Origin of the sequence: Sulfuracidifex metallicus DSM 6482 = JCM 9184 (assembly GCA_032834875.1) — an archaeon.
Taxonomy (GTDB): Archaea; Thermoproteota; Thermoprotei_A; order Sulfolobales; family Sulfolobaceae; genus Sulfuracidifex; species Sulfuracidifex metallicus.
Genome location: CP135238.1, coordinates 333,851 through 350,973 on the forward strand (window position 1 = coordinate 333,851; position 17,123 = coordinate 350,973).

The window sequence follows — 17,123 nt, forward strand, 5'->3', positions numbered from 1 at the left end:
GATGAAAAAACAAGGTGACTTAGCGCTTCCTGGGGAAGACCTGGCCGTAGCTGAAGAGTTCATGGCGGGCGATGGAACCTATGAAATTAATGGTATTGTAAGATCTTCAATAGTCGGAAAAATATTTTACGATATGTTAAATAGAAAAAGTAACGTAATAATGGTAAAGAAATCTCCTTTAATTAACCTCAAGAAGGCGAAATATGTCATAGGAGTTGTAGATTCCGTGACTGGAGAAAACGCTAAAGTTTCCGTCTATAGCGTTGAAGAGAAGAACGTTGGAGATTCAATTTCTGCAATTCTACATATATCACAAATCGCCAATAAAAGAGTAAAATCGATTTCAACCTATATAAAGGTAGGTGACATAATAAGGGCTAAACCTATAACGGGAAGAATTCCCATATCCCTGACTACAAAACCTAACGACTGCGGGGTTATCCTTGCTAAGTGTTCCGTATGCGGTAATATTATGTTCAAGGAGGACGAAGAACATTTAAGGTGCACCTACTGTAACAATCAGGAAACTAGGAAAATAGGCTTATATGTGGTGAAGAGGAATGGACGTAAAGGTTCTCAAAAAGAGTGAAAATTACTTAGAGTTGGAAGTGCAAGGTGAAGAGCATACTTTAGGCAATTTAATGGCTGGAATGTTACAGAGAGTAAAAGGGGTAACCTTCGCTTCTTACTATAAGCCCCACCCTCTTATCGATAAAATAGTGATAAAAGTAATGACTGACGGGTCATTAACTCCCGAGGATGCTCTAAAACAAGCCATAAATCTAGGGAAGGAATACTCTAGAAAATACATGGAGGAGATGAAGTCGTTAAAATGAAAACTGAACGTAGGACGGCAATCTACGTTGATACGGGAAACCTAAAGGGAATTTGTATATTTAGAGGCAAGTTCTTAGAGGGACTGTTTCTAGATTTAAAGGATGTAGAAAGTAAGTTCTTATCCAGTTCAATTAAGGAAGAAGTCATGGAAAGCAACTTCGGCTTTAAGGAAAAATATACCGGCGAATTGGAAACGATTTGCAATAGAATTGTTTCTAGGATATCAGAAAGGTTAAATACTATAAAACAATAAAGAGTCTCTATTCTGGTGGTCGATTTGAAGTTCTGTCCAAAATGCAACTCTATGATGTCACCAAGAAAGTCTCAAGGTAGAACCGTCTACAAGTGTCCCAAGTGTGGCTACGAAGAAGAGGTTAAACAGAGCGTAGTAATAACCAACAAGGTGAAGCACTCAGTTAAGGAAAAAACTTTGGTATTAGAGGACGGTGACAAACCAGAGGGAGCACAGTTAATAAAAGGAGTTTCATGTCCTTCCTGCGGTAACGGTGAGGCATATTTCTGGATGCTGCAAACTAGGAGTGCTGACGAGCCTGCAACCAGATTTTATAAATGCACTAAATGTGGCAAAGTTTGGAGGGAGTACGAGTAAATCTTATTAATAAAGGCAGTTTTATGTTAGTGTGGACCCGTAGCTCAGCTAGGATAGAGCGCTGGCCTTCTAAGTCAGTGGTCGGGGGTCCGAATCCCCCCGGGTCCGCCACATTCGGCTGGGTCCACTCTTACATTCTAGTTCATCCATGACTGGAGGTTTTCGGCTAAATCTTTTCGTCTAGTTGGCGATAAAAAAAGAGCTTCTTATCGAATTGAGGTTTAGTAGCATTATTCATCTCTAATTTCAGATTTTTTAAGAATATAGCAAAGAATAATTGTAACATTAATAATTATCGCTAATTAGTTGAAACCCAAGGTAAAAAGAGGCCAAGGTGTGGCAAAACCACAGGACCTTATAGCCGGGCAGGGATTCGAACCCTGGTCCCAGGGGCCAAAGCCCTAGATCCTTGGCCGCTAGACTACCCGGCTAATCTTCTTATCGTTCTACGCTCATTTAAAACTTTTTCTCGTTAATTGGTAAAGACACTTATCTTCTTTTATGTCCTTTTTAACTTAACGTTAAAGTGCAGTTATATGAATACCGAAAGGCTTATATATAGGAAAATGCTTAAGTTTATAAGGTTTGTGGCTAACCGCAAACCTTTAGGTGGTCAACACATGTCTCAAGATTCGGAAAAGGATTCTCAGTTCAGTTCATCTCCATGTCCACAAGATAAAATAATTTTCGACGCGGAAAGGGGAGAGTATATCTGTACTGAAACCGGAGAGGTCATAGAGGAGAGAGCTATAGATCAAGGTCCAGAGTGGAGAGCTTTCACTCCTGAAGAGAAGGAGAAGAGAAGCAGGGTGGGAGGTCCTCTAAATCAGACTATACATGATAGGGGTCTATCAACCCTTATAGATTGGAAGGATAAGGACGCAATGGGCAGGACACTTGATCCCAGGAGAAGGTTGGAGGCTCTACGTTGGAGGAAATGGCAGATAAGAGCCAGGATTCAAAGCTCAATAGACCGTAACCTAGCTCAGGCGATGAATGAGCTGGAGCGTATAGGAAACCTACTAAGCTTACCTAAGTCCGTAAAGGACGAGGCAGCCCTAATATACAGGAAGGCAGTGGAGAAAGGTCTAGTAAGAGGAAGGAGCATAGAGAGCGTAGTAGCAGCTGCAATATATGCAGCATGCAGGAGAATGAAGATAGCTAGAACTTTAGATGAAATATCTCAATACACGAAGGCAAACAGGAAGGAGGTGGCTAGATGTTATAGACTTTTACTTAGAGAGCTCGACGTTGAAGTTCCAGTAAGTGACTCTAAGGATTATGTCACAAGAATAGGATCATTGCTTCGCCTTAGCGGAGCTGTAATGAAGACTGCAGCAGAGATATTAGATAAGGCTAAGACAGTTGGCCTTACTGCAGGGAAGGATCCGGCCGGTTTGGCAGCTGCAGCAATCTACATAGCAGCGCTTCAGAACGACGATAGGAGAACTCAGAAAGAGATAGCACAAGTGGCTGGTGTCACTGAGGTTACAGTAAGGAACAGATATAAAGAGTTGATAAATGAACTAAAAATACAAATACCTACGCAATAATATTTAAATTTTATTTCATTTATTTTTTAAATAAGAAAGAAATATTTTACTTCGTTTTATAGCATTGTTTTGAATCGAAAACTTTTCTTTATGGTTGTAAATTATAGAAATATTTAACATTGATTGTAAAAATGAGAAGAATTCTTCAACAAACATAAAAATCTAAAAATTAACATTAAATTTAAGAAGTGATAATTAAATTATAAATTACGTTTGGATATACACCTATTCTATGGTTAAAATGTTAGATTCAGGATATCCCATCTTTATCAGTATTTCTCTAGCTTTTTCTCTATGGTCTCCTTGAATTATAATCTTCCCATCCTTCACTGTACCACCGGCGGCGAGTTTAGACTTTAGCTCTGAGGCCTTCTTTCTTAACTCTTCGTCTGAATCTGCTAACCCTTCTATTATTGTAACCTCTTTTCCATATCTTCTTTTTTCTAACTTAATTTTTATAAATTGCTCCTCCTTATTTAATTGCTCACATATATCTGCGGGTAAACCTCCGCACAGATTATCTGCCATTCTCAAATAAGACTTTAAGTATATCCTCCATTTTAACTTTTCTATGGCATTTCATGTGAAAAGCTTAAAAGCCGAATTATTAGGTTTTAGTCTATGGCAAATTATAGATGCGGTAGATGTTGGAAAACCTTTTCTGACGAGCAGTTGAAAGTATTACCTGGTATAAGATGTCCATACTGCGGTTACAAGATAATTTACATGGTTAGAAGACCGGGAATAAAGACCGTAAAGGCAACTTAAAAATGTATGAGTTTTTTGAATAATGTCAATTATTTCTATTCTAAATTTTTATTGTTGTGTTGCCTTAGCTGCAGCAGCTGTAGTTTCTAGAATTAGTTTTGAACCTAGAACTACAGTAATTCCAGACGGATCGTATGGAGGAGACACCTCTACTACATCATATCCTACTATTCTTTTGTCGACTATGAGCGACATTATGTCCAAAACCGTAGTAGGATCAATACCTTCTGGTTCCGGAGTAGCGACTCCAGGGGCAAAGCTCGGATCTATCCCATCCATGTCGTAAGATATATAAATTGAGGAGCATTCCTCAAGTGTCTTACTGACCTTCCTTGCAACCTCTCTGTGACCTAGCAACTTAACCTCTTTGGCAGTGATGAAAGGTATGCCCTCTCTACTTGCATACTCTATTTCGTCCTTACCTACAGCCCTAGTTGCTACTTCTACTACCTTTACTCCCATCTCGGATATTCTTCTCATCACGCATGCATGATCATATTTGTAACCCATGTATTCATCCCTCAAGTCCAAATGGGCATCGAAACTAAGTACACAAAGGTTCTTTCTATGATATTGTATTACTCCCTTAATGACGCCAGTCGTTACTGTATGTTCTCCTCCTATTGATACCGTGATTTTACCTTGAGATTGATAATAACTTATTACCTCGGATATTCTCTTCAAGTTCTCCTCCACAGACGAGGGATGCATCACTACATCTCCTACATCATAGAAGCCTATATCTGCTACATTAACATTAGATCTAAGGGAGAAAAATTCTATATATTGAGTAGCTTCCCTTATATAGGCCGGTGCAAATCTACTCCCCGGTCTGTAGCTACTAGTTATATCCATTGGTAGACCTACTACCGTGAACTTTGAGTCTTTTCTCTCAAAGCCTCCAAATTTCCTTGAGCTTTCGTTAAGGTAAAGTAACCTCGGATCGCTCATAGTGGTCATAAATGAAGGAACTTTATAAACTCTCTGTAGGTCTAAGTCATGTGAGTGACGTATATAATAAGGCGGTAGAGTTAGCCAAAAGACGAGGAATATTCTGGCCCTCTTACGAAATTTACGGGGGAATTGCAGGACTCTATGACATCGGACCAGTAGGCACTATGATAAAGAACAAGATAGTAAGCTTGTGGAGGAAGTACTTCGTCGAATCTACCATGGGAATGGTAGTGGAAGTGGAGACTCCAATGATTACCCCTGAAAAGGTATTTGAGGCCAGCGGTCACTTAAAGAACTTCACAGATCCGGTGGTTCAATGCTCCAAATGTAAGAAGGTATTCAGGGCAGATCATTTGGTGGAAGAAATATTACATAAAAACGTGGAGTCCCTCTCTCCCAGCCAGTTAGACTCAGTCATAAAGGAAAACGGAATAAAGTGTCCCAGCTGCGGTGGAGATCTCGGCGAAGTAAGGTATTTCAACTTACTTTTTGAGACAACAATAGGTCCTTATACGGGAGAAAGGGGATTCCTTAGGCCAGAGACAGCTCAAGGTATGTTCACCGCATTTAAGAGGGTATTCGAGAGCTATAGGCAACGTTTACCTTTAGGTATAGCTCAAATAGGAAGGGTTGCTAGAAACGAGATCTCCCCCCGGCAAGGACTAGTGAGGATGAGAGAATTCTCCATAATGGAGGTAGAGTTCTTCATGGACCCAAAGGAAACGGACGTTCCATTGGCTGATTTAGAAAACGATAAGGTCAAGATACTTAGGGCACAAACCAAGGAAGCTGGAAGAGAGGAACTGGACATTTTCACTGTCAAAGAACTTGTGAGCGAAAAAGTCGTAGTTCATCCTTGGATGGCTTACTGGATGGCAAAGGCCTCAAGGTTCGTGAACTCCTTGGGTATAAACGAGTTCTTCTTCGAGGAAAAGTTACCTCAAGAGAGGGCCCATTACTCAAAGCAGACTTTTGATCAGATAGCCATAGTGGGAGGAGAAAAAGTTGAGATTTCAGGTCATGCTTACAGGGGAGACTATGATCTTTCAGGTCATTCAAGGATTAGCGGGCAGGACCTAACTGTATTTAAAAAATATGATACTCCACAAATAGTTAAAAAGAAGACTGTAGTAATAAATAAACAAAAGATCTCTTCTCTAAAGGACGTAGGAAAGGAAATAATGAAGAAGATCAGCGGCCTGACTGCAGAACAAATAGAGGAACTCATAAGGCAGGACTTCAGGGTAGACTCGGTTCCAATCTCCTCAGTGGTTTCCATAACAGAAAGGGAAGAGAAAGTAAATGGAGAGAAGTTCTTCCCACATGTAGTTGAGCCCTCCTTTGGAGTAGAGAGGTCCCTATATTTAGTAGTGGTTAACTCGTACAAGGAAAAGAAGGATAGAATAATTCTTTCTTTACCTAAGGATATTGCTCCTTACGATGTTGCAGTATTTCCTCTACTTGAAAGGGAAGAAATCATCAAGAAAGCTAAAGAAATCAGAGATTTACTGCAGGCCAAGTACACTGTTCTTTACGATGAGAGCGGAAGTATAGGCAAGAGATACGCTAGAGCAGACGAAATAGGAATACCATTTGATATCACTGTTGATCCGCAGTCGTTAGATGACGCCTCGGTCACAATTAGGGATAGGGACACTTGGGAGCAATCAAGGGTAAAGGTAGATTCTCTGGTTTGCTCTTTAGAAAAGCTATTTAACGGAACAAAACTCAATAACATAGGAGAAAAGGCGGATAACAATGAGTGAGGACTCAGAAAAGAAGGAGGACGTAAAGTCCTTGTTGAACGTAATACCTCCTGCCTCTGCCTTAAAGGGAAATACGCGTCAGGGACTAAAGGAGAAGCGAGTCAAGATAAGGAAAAGGGCTGACGTAGGAAAAGGAACTGTATTGATATCTGCAAAGCTGGCGTCAGAATTGTCCATAAAGGGCTCATTGGAAATTTCAGTTAAGGGAAGAAGGGAGAAGTTTAAGGCGGTAGTACAAGAAGGAATAGTTGATTATGAGATATGGGCTAGTTCGCCAGACATGATAGAGTTAGGCTTGATGGACAATAGCACCGTTACTGTGAGGGCATCTCAATGAGCGATATAAAAGTAAGTAGAATTCTTTTTGAATTTGAGACTATAATAAAGGATCACTCTTTCTATTTGGACGAACTTCAGAACATGATTGAGATTCCTGAATTTGACGTGGAAAAAGCTGAAAGGCTTATCAAGAGGATGAGGAGAGTTAGGAGGGATTTGGAACGCGGTATTAACGTAATAACTCAGAACGTAGAGTCTATGTCGGAAACAAACATGAAGGAAGAGGCTTTGGGTATTCTGAACTATTTAATGACTGTCGGATTAAAAGAAGAGAAGGAAATGCTGATGCAGCTCAAGGATAGCCTAACGAAGAGAGGTATACAAAACGATCTGGAAAAAGATGTAGATCAAATTCAAAGAATTTTAAACAACATTTCTAGATTTAGTTTTTAAACCCTTTGGGCTGATTTATAACGATGAGTGGAGGTATAGCAAACCTAACCATAGAAGAGCAACTACAGCAAATATGCTCTAAAGTGCTAGATGAAATAAGAATATTCTACGAACTGCTTACAAATCAGGAGTTGAATGTTAATCCACTTCAGGTATATTCAAAGATAAGTAGTGTGAAGGATGATGTGGAGGTCACCAAGTACAAGTTAGGAGAGTACATAATTCGCGTTAGAGAGGCAATTCAAGACGGTGATCTCTACCTCGAGATTTTAAACAATCTTGAAAGGAGCGCCCAAAATATAGATGCGGCGGGTTACAGATATAGCGTTATTCTATCTAGGGGAAACAAGATGGACGACGTTACTTATAGGCTGTTAGTAGTTATGGCTGAAAAGCTAATGGCTACCATAACACAACTCAGCGAATCCATTAGACTTCTATCGGTGAATCCAAATAAGAGCCTCGAAAGCTCGAAGGCTGTAGTGAGAATGGAAGAGGACGTTGACGAACTGTATAGAAGCTTTGAACTGAAACTTTATGAAAAGAGCGGTAACGATTTGGTCTACATTATGTTGGCTAAGGACGTTGCTGACAGACTGGAAGATTCGGAGGACTTGTTGAAGGTTTCTTCTGACACAGTAACTTATCTAGCTCTAGAGAGGAGCTAAATGCAAGGTCTGTTACTTGAAAGCAGGGTCGTTATACTTAACGTTGAGGAAGCGAAGAAAATTTACGGTAACGGTTTCTTCGGTAAACCGATTGGTGTATCTAAACCGAAGGGTCCTAATGACATTGACAGGCCACTGGAGTTATCTTTGGTAGAAGCATTATACCTAATGGAAAACTCAGTTATAAATGTAGTAGACAAGCAAGGAAACTCAGTTTCACCTCAGTTTTTAAGGGAATACGCAAAGGAGAGAGTAGATAAATTCAATATTCTTTATAAAATCTACTCCGATCTAAGGAAGAGGAAGTTCGTTGTAAGATCAGGGATTAAGTTCGGAGCTGACTTCGCAGTGTACACCATAGGACCAGGAATAGAACACGCTCCTTTTGTTGTGATTGCCTTAGATCTAAAGAACGAGATATCACCAGTTGAGCTTATGAGCTTTGGAAGGGTATCCCATAGTACTAGGAAAACCTTAGTCTTGGGACTGGTAGACCTGCAACGAGACGTGATAAAGTACGTAATGTTTAAATGGGTAAAAATGTAACTTGATATAAAAGTAGAATGGGGGTTAATCTGCTTGAGAGATCAGCAAAATAAAGCTCGTTTCAACGATAAAGTGCCCCTTCAGGGAGAGCCGAAACCTCTACCCATAGGGGGTAAATGTAACTATCTTTGCCCTTATTTTAGGTGCAATAAGAAAGCTCTTTTAATACAACAGAAGTACAACAAGGGTAATCCACAAAAGGTAGGTTGGTGCAGATGGGTAGGCGATACTTGCATTACTGGCGACTGCCAGTACGCATACTGCGAGAAGAGAGCTCTTTTGCCTGGAAACAAATGTGCCTTTGCGAACTCTAGAAAGAATGAAGATGATTTGGAGAAGGATCTGGCTGGAGACGATGAGGTAGATAAAGTAAAAGACATAATATCGAAGAAGTTTGGAAAAAGAGATATAGATATCATCTAAGCAAAATCATGACAGCATATATGATCTTAAACCATGCATTTTTGATTGTTGGAAGTAAAGTTTATGTTTTTCCTTAATTTTTTAAATTATCATAGTTTTGTATAGGGTAAACGTGTTGCACGTTTTACTTAAAGAAATGATACTTACCTTTTTTTAATATTTATTAAAGAATTATTCGAAATTAGGTTCTCTCGTTCCCTTCCATGTCTCGTAAATGTCGTGTTTTATTCCTAGAACATCTAAAGCTTTTCCAACTATGAAATTGACCATATCTTCCACAGTCTTAGGTTTGACATAGAATCCAGGGGAGGCAGGTAGTATAATTGATCCTAATCTAGCTAACTTTAGGGCGTTTTCAAGTTCTATAGCACCTAAAGGGGTTTCTCTTATAACAAGGATAAGTTTACCCCCAGTCCTCAAGTAGTTTAATGCGGATCTTGATATTAAGTTAGAGGATATACCTCCTGCTATTTCTGCAAGCGTCTTTATGCTACACGGTATTATTACCATGCCTAACGTTTTTATGGTGAAGCTTGAACTTGAAGTTGGAGCATCTATCTCCTCCTCCATGTAAAACTCAGCTTCCTTTCTTATGGTTTCCCTCAAGTCTAAATCGTTCTCTATCCTTGCAACACGCTCTGCGGCTCTAGATATTATAACTAAAGGTTTATATCCTAATCTTTTGAGCCATCTAACGGTTTCTATACCATATATTATTCCGCTCGCTCCCGTTATTCCTACAATAACTTGCCCGTTTTCCTCTTTCCCTTTATTTGTTCCTGTCTTCTGAGCCACTCCGTCATCCATTGTCTGTAACACCTTTCGCTACAGAAAACCCACGGCTTATTGTTGCAACACGTCTTAACAGTTAAAGGTTTTCCTTTAATTACTTGTTTACACCAGTCACATTTTATTGACGTAGTGTCATATTCAATTTTTAATGGCATAATAGTTGAACATCTCATAAATTAATAAATTATTTATCGCATTTCCTTTTATAAGTTAGTTTATAAGCTAGTTATAATCACTTTACGCATGCAAGAAGTTAAAATTAAGCAGATAGATGAGAAGAAAATTAGTCAATATATTATTAAATATACAATGGAAGATTGGATGAACATAGTGGATTCAGACGTTGTGATAGTTGGGGCTGGTCCCTCAGGTATGACCGCTGGATATTATTTGGCTAAGGCTGGGAAGAGGGTGGTAGTTTTCGAGAGAAGACTAAGCTTCGGGGGAGGTATAGGAGGTGGTGCCATGAACTTTCACAAGGTGGTAATTGAGAGTCCTGCAGAGGAGATACTAAAGGAGATAGGAGTAAGAATGACAGAGGTTGAAAGCGGAGTTTTCATAGTGGATACCGCTGAGTTCATGGCTAAACTGGGAGCAGCTGCAGTAGATGCTGGGGTTAAGATTCTCCACGGTGTAACAGTAGACGATGTAATATTCAGGGAAGACCCGCTAAGGGTTGCTGGAGTCGCCGTTGAATGGACATCCACTCAGATGTCTGGACTTCACGTTGATCCATTATTCGTTTCTGCCAAGGCTGTATTGGATGCAACTGGACACGATGCAGAAATTATCTCCGTTGCTTCAAGAAAGTTACCAGAGCTTAACGTCCAAATACCTGGAGAGAAGTCAGCGTATAGCGAGATAGCTGAGGAATTGGTAGTCGTAAATTCAGGCAAGGTAGCCGAAGGGCTCTATAGCTCAGGCATGGCGACAGCTGAGGTTAGAGGTCTACCGAGAATGGGACCTATATTCGGTGCAATGTTACTTTCAGGTAGAAAGGTCGCTGAGGACATACTAAGGGATATCCGTTAGTCTTAAAACTTACACATGACATTAATTGATGATTGCCTTGTCTGAAATGAAGGTTAAGCTTTCCGAAAAGGCTGAAGGCGTAGTAGAAAAGAGGGTTAAGAACAGCGTAATAGGTAGAGAAGAGTTAACAGTAAGGATCTATCATATAGGCGGCTCGACTCCATCTAGAAAGGAGCTTAGGAATGCAATTGCCTCGCTTTTGCAGTCGAAGGAAGGACTAGTGGTAGTCAGGAAAATAGATACACCTTATGGTGCAGGCTATAGTTTAGCTCGTGTTCATGTTTATGACTCGGAGGAGACAATGAAGAAAATGGAACTAAAACATATATTAGATAGAGATGCAGGAACTAAATCCCAGAAGGGAGGTAAGAAGAATGGCTAACAAAAAGGAAGGAGGATCTAAAGCCGTAGTTAGGCTTTATTATGAAGTTCAAGGTGAAGAAATAAAACTAAAGAACAAGAAGTGCCCCAGATGCGGTAGCATAATGGCGCATCACATGAAACCCGTTGAAAGATGGTCTTGCGGAAAATGTAAATATACTGAATATGTAGGTAGGAAAGGTAAGTAATGTTTGTTTTAGGTATCGAGTCTACCGCCCATACTTTTGGCGTGGGTATAGCGAAAGACGAATACCCCTTTATTTTAGCTAATGAGAGAGATACCTACGTGCCGAAAGAGGGAGGAATGCGGCCTACGGATCTTCTAGCTCACCATGCTTCCGTTGCTCCCGATATAATTAGACGCGCCTTAAACAAGGCAAAGCTAAGAATTGACGATATAGATTATATAGCCTTCTCAATGGGCCCTGGTATAGGTCCTGCTTTGAGGGTAGGAGCCACAGTAGCAAGGGCTCTTTCGCTTAAATATGGCAAACCGTTAGTACCAGTGAACCACGGAATTGGGCATATAGAAATAGGTTACTTAACTACTAACGCTAAAGACCCCTTAGTTTTGTACCTTTCTGGAGGAAACACACAAATAATTACGCTATATAAAGGTAAATTTAGGGTATTCGGAGAAACCTTGGATATAGCTCTGGGTAACCTCATGGATACATTCTCTAGAGACGCTGGATTAGCCCCGCCTTATGTTACGAGTGGGAAACACGTTATAGACATTTGTGCTGACAAGGGTGATAAGTTGATAGATTTGCCATACGTAGTTAAGGGGCAAGACATATCATACTCTGGTCTGTTGACAGCATCAGAAAAGGCACTGAAGGAAAATAAGAAAGAAGACGTTTGCTTGAGTTTAAGGGAAATAGCCTTTGACATGTTATTGGAAGCTACAGAAAGGGCATTAGCGTTAACAGGAAAGAAGGAGATTTTAGCCGTGGGCGGAGTTGCAGCTAGCGTTAGTCTAAAGTCCAAGTTGGATGCCCTGAGTAGGGACTGGGGAGTTGAGTTAAAGATCGTTCCCCCAGAGTATTCAGGAGATAACGGAGCTATGATAGCATACGCTGGAACGTTGGAAGCAAGATCCGGCATAACTATTTCTGTAGATAAATCTCAGGTGAAACCTAGATGGAGGGTAGACGAGGTAGATGTAAAATGGAGAAGCTGAACGTTCTGAAAAGGGGCGCAGAATCTATAATTTATGAAGGATATTTTCTAGGATATCATGTAGTTTTCAAGGAAAGATTGTCTAAACATTATAGAAATCCAATAGTAGATAGAAGCATAAACAGTCAAAGAACCATGATGGAGGCACATTTCATTTACAATGCATTGAAGGCTGGAGTAAACTCTCCAGCAGTTCTGTTTGTTGATAAGGAAAATTTCACTCTAGTTTTAGAGTATATAAAAGGTAAGTCAATCAAGGAAATATTAGAGAGTTCTAAAATTGATTATGAATTTTTAAGAGAGATGGGCAGGTTTATAGGTCTGCTTCACTCTCGAGGCATTTCTCACGGCGACGTCAATACCAACAACTTTATGGTAAGCGACCAAGGAGAGCTCTTCCTGATCGACTTCGGTCTGTCAAAGAGAACAGACGACATTGAGGACTTCGGAACCGACATTGAGGTTTTCTATAGATCACTAGATACTGTTCATCCAGAGGCTAGGGATGAACTTCTAGTCCATTTCATAGAAGGATATTCAAAGGTCATGGGGAAAGAAAGAACCCAGTCTGTCTTTAAGACTGCACAAGAGATTAGGTCAAGAGGTAGGTATGTAAGCAAGGATGAAAGAAAGAAATACGTGTTTGACTATGAAGACGATTAAGTTAATCACGGGGAACAAAGGAAAATACTTGGAAATGAAGGACATAGCCAATAAAAGTGGAATAGAATTAGAATGGGTAAACTGTCCTAAGGTTGAAGTTCAAGGTGACAACTTAGAGGAAATTTCAATGCATTCTGCAATAGATTCGTTTTTGAGTTTCAGGACCCCGCTCATAGTGGACGACAGCGGACTTTTCATAAATGCCCTCAATGATTTCCCGGGACCATACACTAAGTTTGTAAAGAAGACTATAGGCATTGAAGGGATATTGAAGCTCATAAACGGAATTAAGGAAAGAAGTGCAAGGTTTATGACAGTTATTACTTTTGTTGATGGAAAAAATATTATTACTTTTAGAGGAGAGGTGAACGGTGAGATATCATTGTCCCCAAGGGGAGAGATGGGTTTCGGATTTGACCCAATTTTCATACCCAATGGTTCAGATAAGACCTTTGCCGAAATGTCTATTGAGGAGAAGAACCTATATTCCCATAGAGCTAAAGCCTTTCAAAAGTTTCTAGATTTCTTCCTCACTTATAACGTATAGTCTCTCCTATACTCTCTACGTTAAGGTCCTTGTAGTTACGTCTATAGTAGGAAGAGATCACCTTCATATCTTCCTCGTTTAATGGTTCAAATTCCTCAACCTTGAGAAAAGTCTCCAACTCGTCCAAGTTGGAAATATTGGGGAAAACCGAAGTTACATTAGGGTTGTATAGGACGAACATGAGTGCCAATTGTGACAGTTTGACATTTTTCCTTCTACAAAACTCAAGTAGACCTTGAGTCCTTTCATATGCTTTCTTGACCCACTCAAAGTCCTTGAGTGATCTGTGCATATTTGGGGACTCCTTTATTGGCCATTTTCCTTCATTAAGCACGTCGGTGGCATGTGGTACCCTAATTAAATGAAACGCCTCTTGGTTCTTGAGGAAAGTCTCTCCAGGCTCCTGTTCAATTATATTGTAGATATATTCGAGTCCTTCATATCCTTTCTTTAGGGCAGCTGTACCTTCTTCTCCCCATCCAAGGGTAGGTCCAAGGGCAACACCTACGGTCTTAGCTATTCCGTCCCTCTTAACTTCTTTCATGAAATTCAATACGGCATCGTTATCTATAACTTCCATTTTAGGGTTATGTATCATGAGGACATCAACGTAGTCAGTATTCAACCTCTCTAGGGATTTCTTCAACGCGAACTGAAGGTAGTCTAAATTGAAGTTCTGTTTTAGGTGATTGTCTTTCTTATGATAAAAGTCATATCCAATCTTTGTAGCTATCACTATCCTATCTCTTTTTGAAGAGAAAAGCTTTCCTATTATTTCCTCTCCTTTACCGTTTCCATACATGTCTGCCGTGTTAAAGAAGTTTATCCCCTCATCGAAACCTTTTTTCATAATTTCCTCAGCCTTTGAGACGTCAGCCCCCCACCAATCAGTTACGAGGCTCCAAACCCCGATACCTATTTCTGATACTTGCTCGTTAGTATGATTCAGCTTCCTGAAGTTCATGTAATACCACTCTTGATTGACATTATGCTTAGAAAAATAAAAAACATGACATAACTATGTTAGTCAAAGTGCCTAAGGAAAGCGTAGAAGAATTTCTTGATAAGTTGAGGGAGCGAGTTTATGGGTATAATACTAAAATAAAGGATTATGGAGTTTATCTAAAGCCATATCACATAGTTTACAAAAAAGAAAAGAAATATATCTATATAGGGAAATATTGGTACAAAATAATGAAAGTAAACGGAAAACTCAAGTGGATTTACCTTGGTAGAAGCAAACCTATAGGCGAAATGCCTGATCCGCCTTCCCTTGTAAATTTCACCATAGTAATGGAGGGTAATACTTACATATTAGATGAAAGGATGTTAAACAAGATCGTACGACACGAGCTCCTGTATTAAAGAGTTGCTTAACTTTAGCTTCTTTCCGTTAGCAATAGCTAATATGTCACCCTTGTCTAGCCTTAGCATTTCACTAGCAGCCATTACTATAACCGGGCTGAAAGTCTGGCCCATGAATACGTTCAACGAGTTCTTCCTTGCCATCTTCCTTGCTCTATTTAGTATTTTGGATAGAATTTCAGGGGCAGATTTAGAGGAGATTGACTTCACTGGCTCAAACCTTCTAAGCACTTCAGTCTTGCCCTTGTAATCGGTAGACGCAAGATCCTTGATAAGTTCTTCATTAGTCTCGCACAAGTTCTTTGTTACCATTGCCTGGTAAGTGGCGAGACTTAGGGCATAATAATCCTGATATCCACACACTATTGACTTTGCAGCCATTTTCCAATCTCCCCTCAATGTTTCAATTATTGAAGAAATTCTATATATGAAGTATAGGTCTAAAAGGGACAGAAGTTGTGTCACGTTCTTGTAGCCGTAGCTTGACGCGAAGTTATAGGCGTTTCCGAATATAGTTCCGTTGATTGCAGATCTAAGCTCCTCCTCTGAGGATGGAATTCCCTCGTTAAACTTTGATAACTCCCTATGGAATTTTAGTCCATTTAGTTGTCTCTTGTTGTAAACAGAAGTCACTATGTTCTTAAATTCGTCCAGCATCATGTCATAAAGGTAAAGCGAAGTTATGTCCTTAGAAATCTTAGAATTATAGGAATAACCCATCAACTTTTCCATTACTCTTGTTTGTCTATCAATTATGATCCTTTCTCCCTCCTCTAAGGTTGCGGGAATTTCGTCTATGTATTCCTTTTCCTTTAACGTGTTGAAAACTTGCCTCCAGTCGTCCTCAGCCATTAGTTCGCCCATATCACCCCTGGTGAGGGTTTCTGTTTTAACGGTTCTACTTATTGAATGTAGGTAAGCGTTAACTGCGCTCATTTGAAGGCACCGAGCACAGAATCAAGAAGCATATCTACTGCCTTGTTTAGATTCTTTTCTCCAGCTGACTTTATGGCTAATATCTTCTTTTCTCTGTCTAGTGCGTATTCCTTTCTCATGTCGTCCAGAATTGCCTTCTTGTCGTTATCGATAGTGCTTTGAATCTCGGAAAATCGTTTTTCAGCCTCATCCTTAAGGGCGGCATAGGAGGAATCTGCAAGGGATAATATTTTCTTGGAATCTTCTGCTATGTCTGATATTAAGGATTTAAACTCCTTCTCAAATTTAATAACAAGCTTAACGTTTACACCAGGGTTGCTTTCTGACATGGAGATATTATAATGCTAATCCCCTTTTAACGATTTCCTTCCGTAGATGATGTAACCCGTGTGCCAAACCCCTATGCTTTTAGGTCTAACTGCGTTTTCTTTCAGTTGATATTCCCTGGACATCAACTCCTCTGCGTGTACGTCAACGAAAAGATCCCTCATGGACATGAAAGTCTTTTCCACTTGAATTATAGTAGGTACGAAAACAACAAGTGATCCTGAGGGTGAAAGTGAATCATAAGCTGATTTCACGGCATTCCAAGGATCTGGCATATCGAAGAACACAGCGTCAATGTCTGTTTCCTCTATCTTCTCCCTTACGTCACCTAATTTGAATATAATTCTATCTGCCAATCCCAAGAAGTCAGCATTCTTCTTTGCAGATCTTTGGGTGTCATCCCTTACGTCATAAGTTATAATTTTTGATGATTCTCCAAGGAAATAAGCCATGGATATTGTGAGGAATCCTGAGCCAGTTCCAGCCTCCACCACGGTAGATCCTGGCTTGGCGCCTATCATATAGAGGATATAAGCTACATCCTTGGGGTAGAGCACTTGAGTAGGTCTTTTCAATCCTCTGTAGATATCAAATGGAGTAGGCTTCAACACAAATGCTTCCCTCCCTGTAGACAGAGAAATTCTTTCCCCATATTCTTTGCCTATCAAGTTTGACATGTCAATGTAACCTTTATCTGAACTGAATCTTTTCTGAGGATCTACCTTCACAAGGTAGATTCTTCTGCTATCTATCCAAATTACAACTAGATCTCCTTCTTTTATCATCTTCGAATGATTGAAAAGTGTGACTTAAATAATTACACACCAAAACGTATTGACTTTAGGTTTTCAGTTCTGATGTCATCTATCACAAATCAAAAATACCAGCTTTCATCATTCTGAGATCCAGAGTTCTTTTCGTATAAAATCTCCTAGCGCGGCTCTTATAACTTCGCTCCTGTTAGTATATCTTCCTGTGTTTACTAGTTCATCTATTGACTCAAGGAACTGTTCGGGTAACTTTACGGTAATTATTTTCATA

Annotated in this window: 27 protein-coding genes and 2 tRNA genes; 20 read left to right on the plus strand and 9 right to left on the minus strand. The window is 39.9% G+C overall.

The genetic code is table 11. From position 1 onward, the window contains the following. The first annotated feature begins 1 nt into the window (after position 1). The 5 genes from RQ359_RS01960 (at position 2) to RQ359_RS01980 (ending at position 1,558) form a co-directional block, all read left to right on the plus strand. Positions 2-589: an exosome complex RNA-binding protein Csl4 gene (locus RQ359_RS01960; RefSeq protein ID WP_054838125.1), complete on the plus strand. Its 588-nt coding sequence runs from the start codon at positions 2-4 to the stop codon at positions 587-589. Further along, the gene (locus RQ359_RS01965) at positions 561-836 is read left to right on the plus strand and encodes a DNA-directed RNA polymerase subunit L (protein ID WP_054838124.1); all 276 of its coding nucleotides are present in this window, start codon (positions 561-563) and stop codon (positions 834-836) included. Before RQ359_RS01960 ends, RQ359_RS01965 begins: the two co-directional genes overlap by 29 nt. Continuing rightward, entirely contained in the window at positions 833-1,090 is a 258-nt protein-coding gene (locus tag RQ359_RS01970; protein ID WP_054838123.1) for a hypothetical protein, read from the plus strand. Before RQ359_RS01965 ends, RQ359_RS01970 begins: the two co-directional genes overlap by 4 nt. Before the next feature lie 24 nt (positions 1,091-1,114). Further along, positions 1,115-1,447 (plus strand): transcription factor S, encoded by a 333-nt coding sequence (locus tag RQ359_RS01975; RefSeq protein ID WP_054838180.1) that lies wholly within the window; start codon positions 1,115-1,117, stop codon positions 1,445-1,447. A gap of 33 nt (positions 1,448-1,480) precedes the next feature. Continuing rightward, positions 1,481-1,558: transfer RNA gene (locus RQ359_RS01980), tRNA-Arg, on the plus strand. Positions 1,559-1,805: 247 nt separating this feature from the next. Here the strand turns inward: RQ359_RS01980 and RQ359_RS01985 are convergent. Then, positions 1,806-1,878, minus strand: a tRNA-Gln gene (locus RQ359_RS01985). A gap of 189 nt (positions 1,879-2,067) precedes the next feature. On the opposite strand from RQ359_RS01985, the gene RQ359_RS01990 reads away from it, so the two are divergent. Next, the gene (locus RQ359_RS01990; RefSeq protein WP_054838179.1) at positions 2,068-3,000 is read left to right on the plus strand and encodes a transcription initiation factor IIB; all 933 of its coding nucleotides are present in this window, start codon (positions 2,068-2,070) and stop codon (positions 2,998-3,000) included. A 225-nt stretch (positions 3,001-3,225) separates the two neighbouring features. Here RQ359_RS01990 and yciH read toward each other — a convergent pair whose 3' ends face one another. Then, positions 3,226-3,528, minus strand: coding sequence for a translation initiation factor (gene yciH, locus RQ359_RS01995; RefSeq protein ID WP_054838122.1), 303 nt, complete (start codon positions 3,526-3,528; stop codon positions 3,226-3,228). A gap of 93 nt (positions 3,529-3,621) precedes the next feature. On the opposite strand from yciH, the gene RQ359_RS02000 reads away from it, so the two are divergent. After that, complete coding sequence (locus RQ359_RS02000) at positions 3,622-3,768, plus strand: DNA-directed RNA polymerase subunit P (RefSeq protein WP_083476929.1); 147 nt, start codon at positions 3,622-3,624, stop codon at positions 3,766-3,768. Between the two features lie 48 nt (positions 3,769-3,816). Here the strand turns inward: RQ359_RS02000 and speB are convergent, their stop codons facing one another. Further along, positions 3,817-4,719: an agmatinase gene (speB, locus tag RQ359_RS02005; RefSeq protein ID WP_156016198.1), complete on the minus strand. Its 903-nt coding sequence runs from the start codon at positions 4,717-4,719 to the stop codon at positions 3,817-3,819. A 50-nt stretch (positions 4,720-4,769) separates the two neighbouring features. On the opposite strand from speB, the gene glyS reads away from it, so the two are divergent. From glyS to RQ359_RS02035, 6 genes are read left to right on the plus strand one after another with little or no spacing between them, the layout of a single operon-like run. Further along, complete coding sequence (gene glyS, locus RQ359_RS02010) at positions 4,770-6,488, plus strand: glycine--tRNA ligase (protein WP_338117016.1); 1,719 nt, start codon at positions 4,770-4,772, stop codon at positions 6,486-6,488. Then, positions 6,481-6,825 (plus strand): hypothetical protein, encoded by a 345-nt coding sequence (locus RQ359_RS02015; RefSeq protein WP_054838121.1) that lies wholly within the window; start codon positions 6,481-6,483, stop codon positions 6,823-6,825. The genes glyS and RQ359_RS02015 overlap by 8 nt, the downstream gene beginning before the upstream one ends. Further along, complete coding sequence (locus RQ359_RS02020) at positions 6,822-7,220, plus strand: hypothetical protein (protein ID WP_156016196.1); 399 nt, start codon at positions 6,822-6,824, stop codon at positions 7,218-7,220. The genes RQ359_RS02015 and RQ359_RS02020 overlap by 4 nt, the downstream gene beginning before the upstream one ends. Before the next feature lie 23 nt (positions 7,221-7,243). Then, positions 7,244-7,888, plus strand: a complete 645-nt coding sequence (locus RQ359_RS02025) for a hypothetical protein (protein WP_054838119.1) — start codon at positions 7,244-7,246, stop codon at positions 7,886-7,888. After that, a complete protein-coding gene (endA, locus tag RQ359_RS02030) occupies positions 7,889-8,434 on the plus strand; it encodes a tRNA-intron lyase (RefSeq protein ID WP_054838118.1) in 546 nt (181 codons plus the stop codon). Between the two features lie 27 nt (positions 8,435-8,461). Beyond that, positions 8,462-8,857, plus strand: coding sequence for a hypothetical protein (locus tag RQ359_RS02035; RefSeq protein ID WP_420856775.1), 396 nt, complete (start codon positions 8,462-8,464; stop codon positions 8,855-8,857). Between the two features lie 171 nt (positions 8,858-9,028). Here RQ359_RS02035 and RQ359_RS02040 read toward each other — a convergent pair whose 3' ends face one another. After that, positions 9,029-9,664 (minus strand): UbiX family flavin prenyltransferase, encoded by a 636-nt coding sequence (locus tag RQ359_RS02040; RefSeq protein WP_156016195.1) that lies wholly within the window; start codon positions 9,662-9,664, stop codon positions 9,029-9,031. Between the two features lie 228 nt (positions 9,665-9,892). On the opposite strand from RQ359_RS02040, the gene RQ359_RS02045 reads away from it, so the two are divergent. From RQ359_RS02045 to RQ359_RS02070, 6 genes are read left to right on the plus strand one after another with little or no spacing between them, the layout of a single operon-like run. Beyond that, on the plus strand, positions 9,893-10,681 hold the full coding sequence (locus RQ359_RS02045) for a sulfide-dependent adenosine diphosphate thiazole synthase (protein ID WP_156016194.1): 789 nt from the start codon (positions 9,893-9,895) through the stop codon (positions 10,679-10,681). A 46-nt stretch (positions 10,682-10,727) separates the two neighbouring features. Further along, positions 10,728-11,063 carry a 30S ribosomal protein S24e gene (locus RQ359_RS02050; protein ID WP_457921267.1) on the plus strand — a complete coding sequence of 112 codons (336 nt, stop codon included), beginning with the start codon at positions 10,728-10,730 and terminating at the stop codon, positions 11,061-11,063. Continuing rightward, the gene (locus RQ359_RS02055; RefSeq protein ID WP_156016193.1) at positions 11,020-11,250 is read left to right on the plus strand and encodes a 30S ribosomal protein S27ae; all 231 of its coding nucleotides are present in this window, start codon (positions 11,020-11,022) and stop codon (positions 11,248-11,250) included. The genes RQ359_RS02050 and RQ359_RS02055 overlap by 44 nt, the downstream gene beginning before the upstream one ends. Beyond that, positions 11,250-12,245 carry a KEOPS complex N(6)-L-threonylcarbamoyladenine synthase Kae1 gene (gene kae1, locus RQ359_RS02060; RefSeq protein WP_156016192.1) on the plus strand — a complete coding sequence of 332 codons (996 nt, stop codon included), beginning with the start codon at positions 11,250-11,252 and terminating at the stop codon, positions 12,243-12,245. Before RQ359_RS02055 ends, kae1 begins: the two co-directional genes overlap by 1 nt. Beyond that, positions 12,206-12,907 (plus strand): Kae1-associated kinase Bud32, encoded by a 702-nt coding sequence (locus tag RQ359_RS02065; protein WP_083476926.1) that lies wholly within the window; start codon positions 12,206-12,208, stop codon positions 12,905-12,907. The genes kae1 and RQ359_RS02065 overlap by 40 nt, the downstream gene beginning before the upstream one ends. Then, on the plus strand, positions 12,894-13,454 hold the full coding sequence (locus tag RQ359_RS02070; RefSeq protein ID WP_156016191.1) for an XTP/dITP diphosphatase: 561 nt from the start codon (positions 12,894-12,896) through the stop codon (positions 13,452-13,454). Before RQ359_RS02065 ends, RQ359_RS02070 begins: the two co-directional genes overlap by 14 nt. Here the strand turns inward: RQ359_RS02070 and RQ359_RS02075 are convergent. Then, complete coding sequence (locus RQ359_RS02075; protein ID WP_054838114.1) at positions 13,438-14,418, minus strand: aldo/keto reductase; 981 nt, start codon at positions 14,416-14,418, stop codon at positions 13,438-13,440. The genes RQ359_RS02070 and RQ359_RS02075 overlap by 17 nt on opposite strands. Before the next feature lie 56 nt (positions 14,419-14,474). On the opposite strand from RQ359_RS02075, the gene RQ359_RS02080 reads away from it, so the two are divergent. Further along, positions 14,475-14,819: a hypothetical protein gene (locus RQ359_RS02080; RefSeq protein ID WP_156016190.1), complete on the plus strand. Its 345-nt coding sequence runs from the start codon at positions 14,475-14,477 to the stop codon at positions 14,817-14,819. Here the strand turns inward: RQ359_RS02080 and RQ359_RS02085 are convergent. The 4 genes from RQ359_RS02085 to RQ359_RS02100 all read right to left on the minus strand — a co-directional run bounded on the left by RQ359_RS02085 (position 14,784) and on the right by RQ359_RS02100 (position 17,122). Continuing rightward, entirely contained in the window at positions 14,784-15,755 is a 972-nt protein-coding gene (locus RQ359_RS02085; protein ID WP_054838113.1) for a V-type ATPase subunit, read from the minus strand. The two genes, RQ359_RS02080 and RQ359_RS02085, sit on opposite strands and share 36 nt — an antisense overlap. Beyond that, positions 15,752-16,084 (minus strand): hypothetical protein, encoded by a 333-nt coding sequence (locus RQ359_RS02090; protein ID WP_054838112.1) that lies wholly within the window; start codon positions 16,082-16,084, stop codon positions 15,752-15,754. The genes RQ359_RS02085 and RQ359_RS02090 overlap by 4 nt, the downstream gene beginning before the upstream one ends. A gap of 15 nt (positions 16,085-16,099) precedes the next feature. Then, positions 16,100-16,867, minus strand: coding sequence for a tRNA (adenine-N1)-methyltransferase (locus tag RQ359_RS02095; protein WP_156016189.1), 768 nt, complete (start codon positions 16,865-16,867; stop codon positions 16,100-16,102). A gap of 108 nt (positions 16,868-16,975) precedes the next feature. Continuing rightward, positions 16,976-17,122 carry a ribbon-helix-helix domain-containing protein gene (locus RQ359_RS02100; protein WP_054838111.1) on the minus strand — a complete coding sequence of 49 codons (147 nt, stop codon included), beginning with the start codon at positions 17,120-17,122 and terminating at the stop codon, positions 16,976-16,978. Position 17,123: the final 1 nt, after the last annotated feature.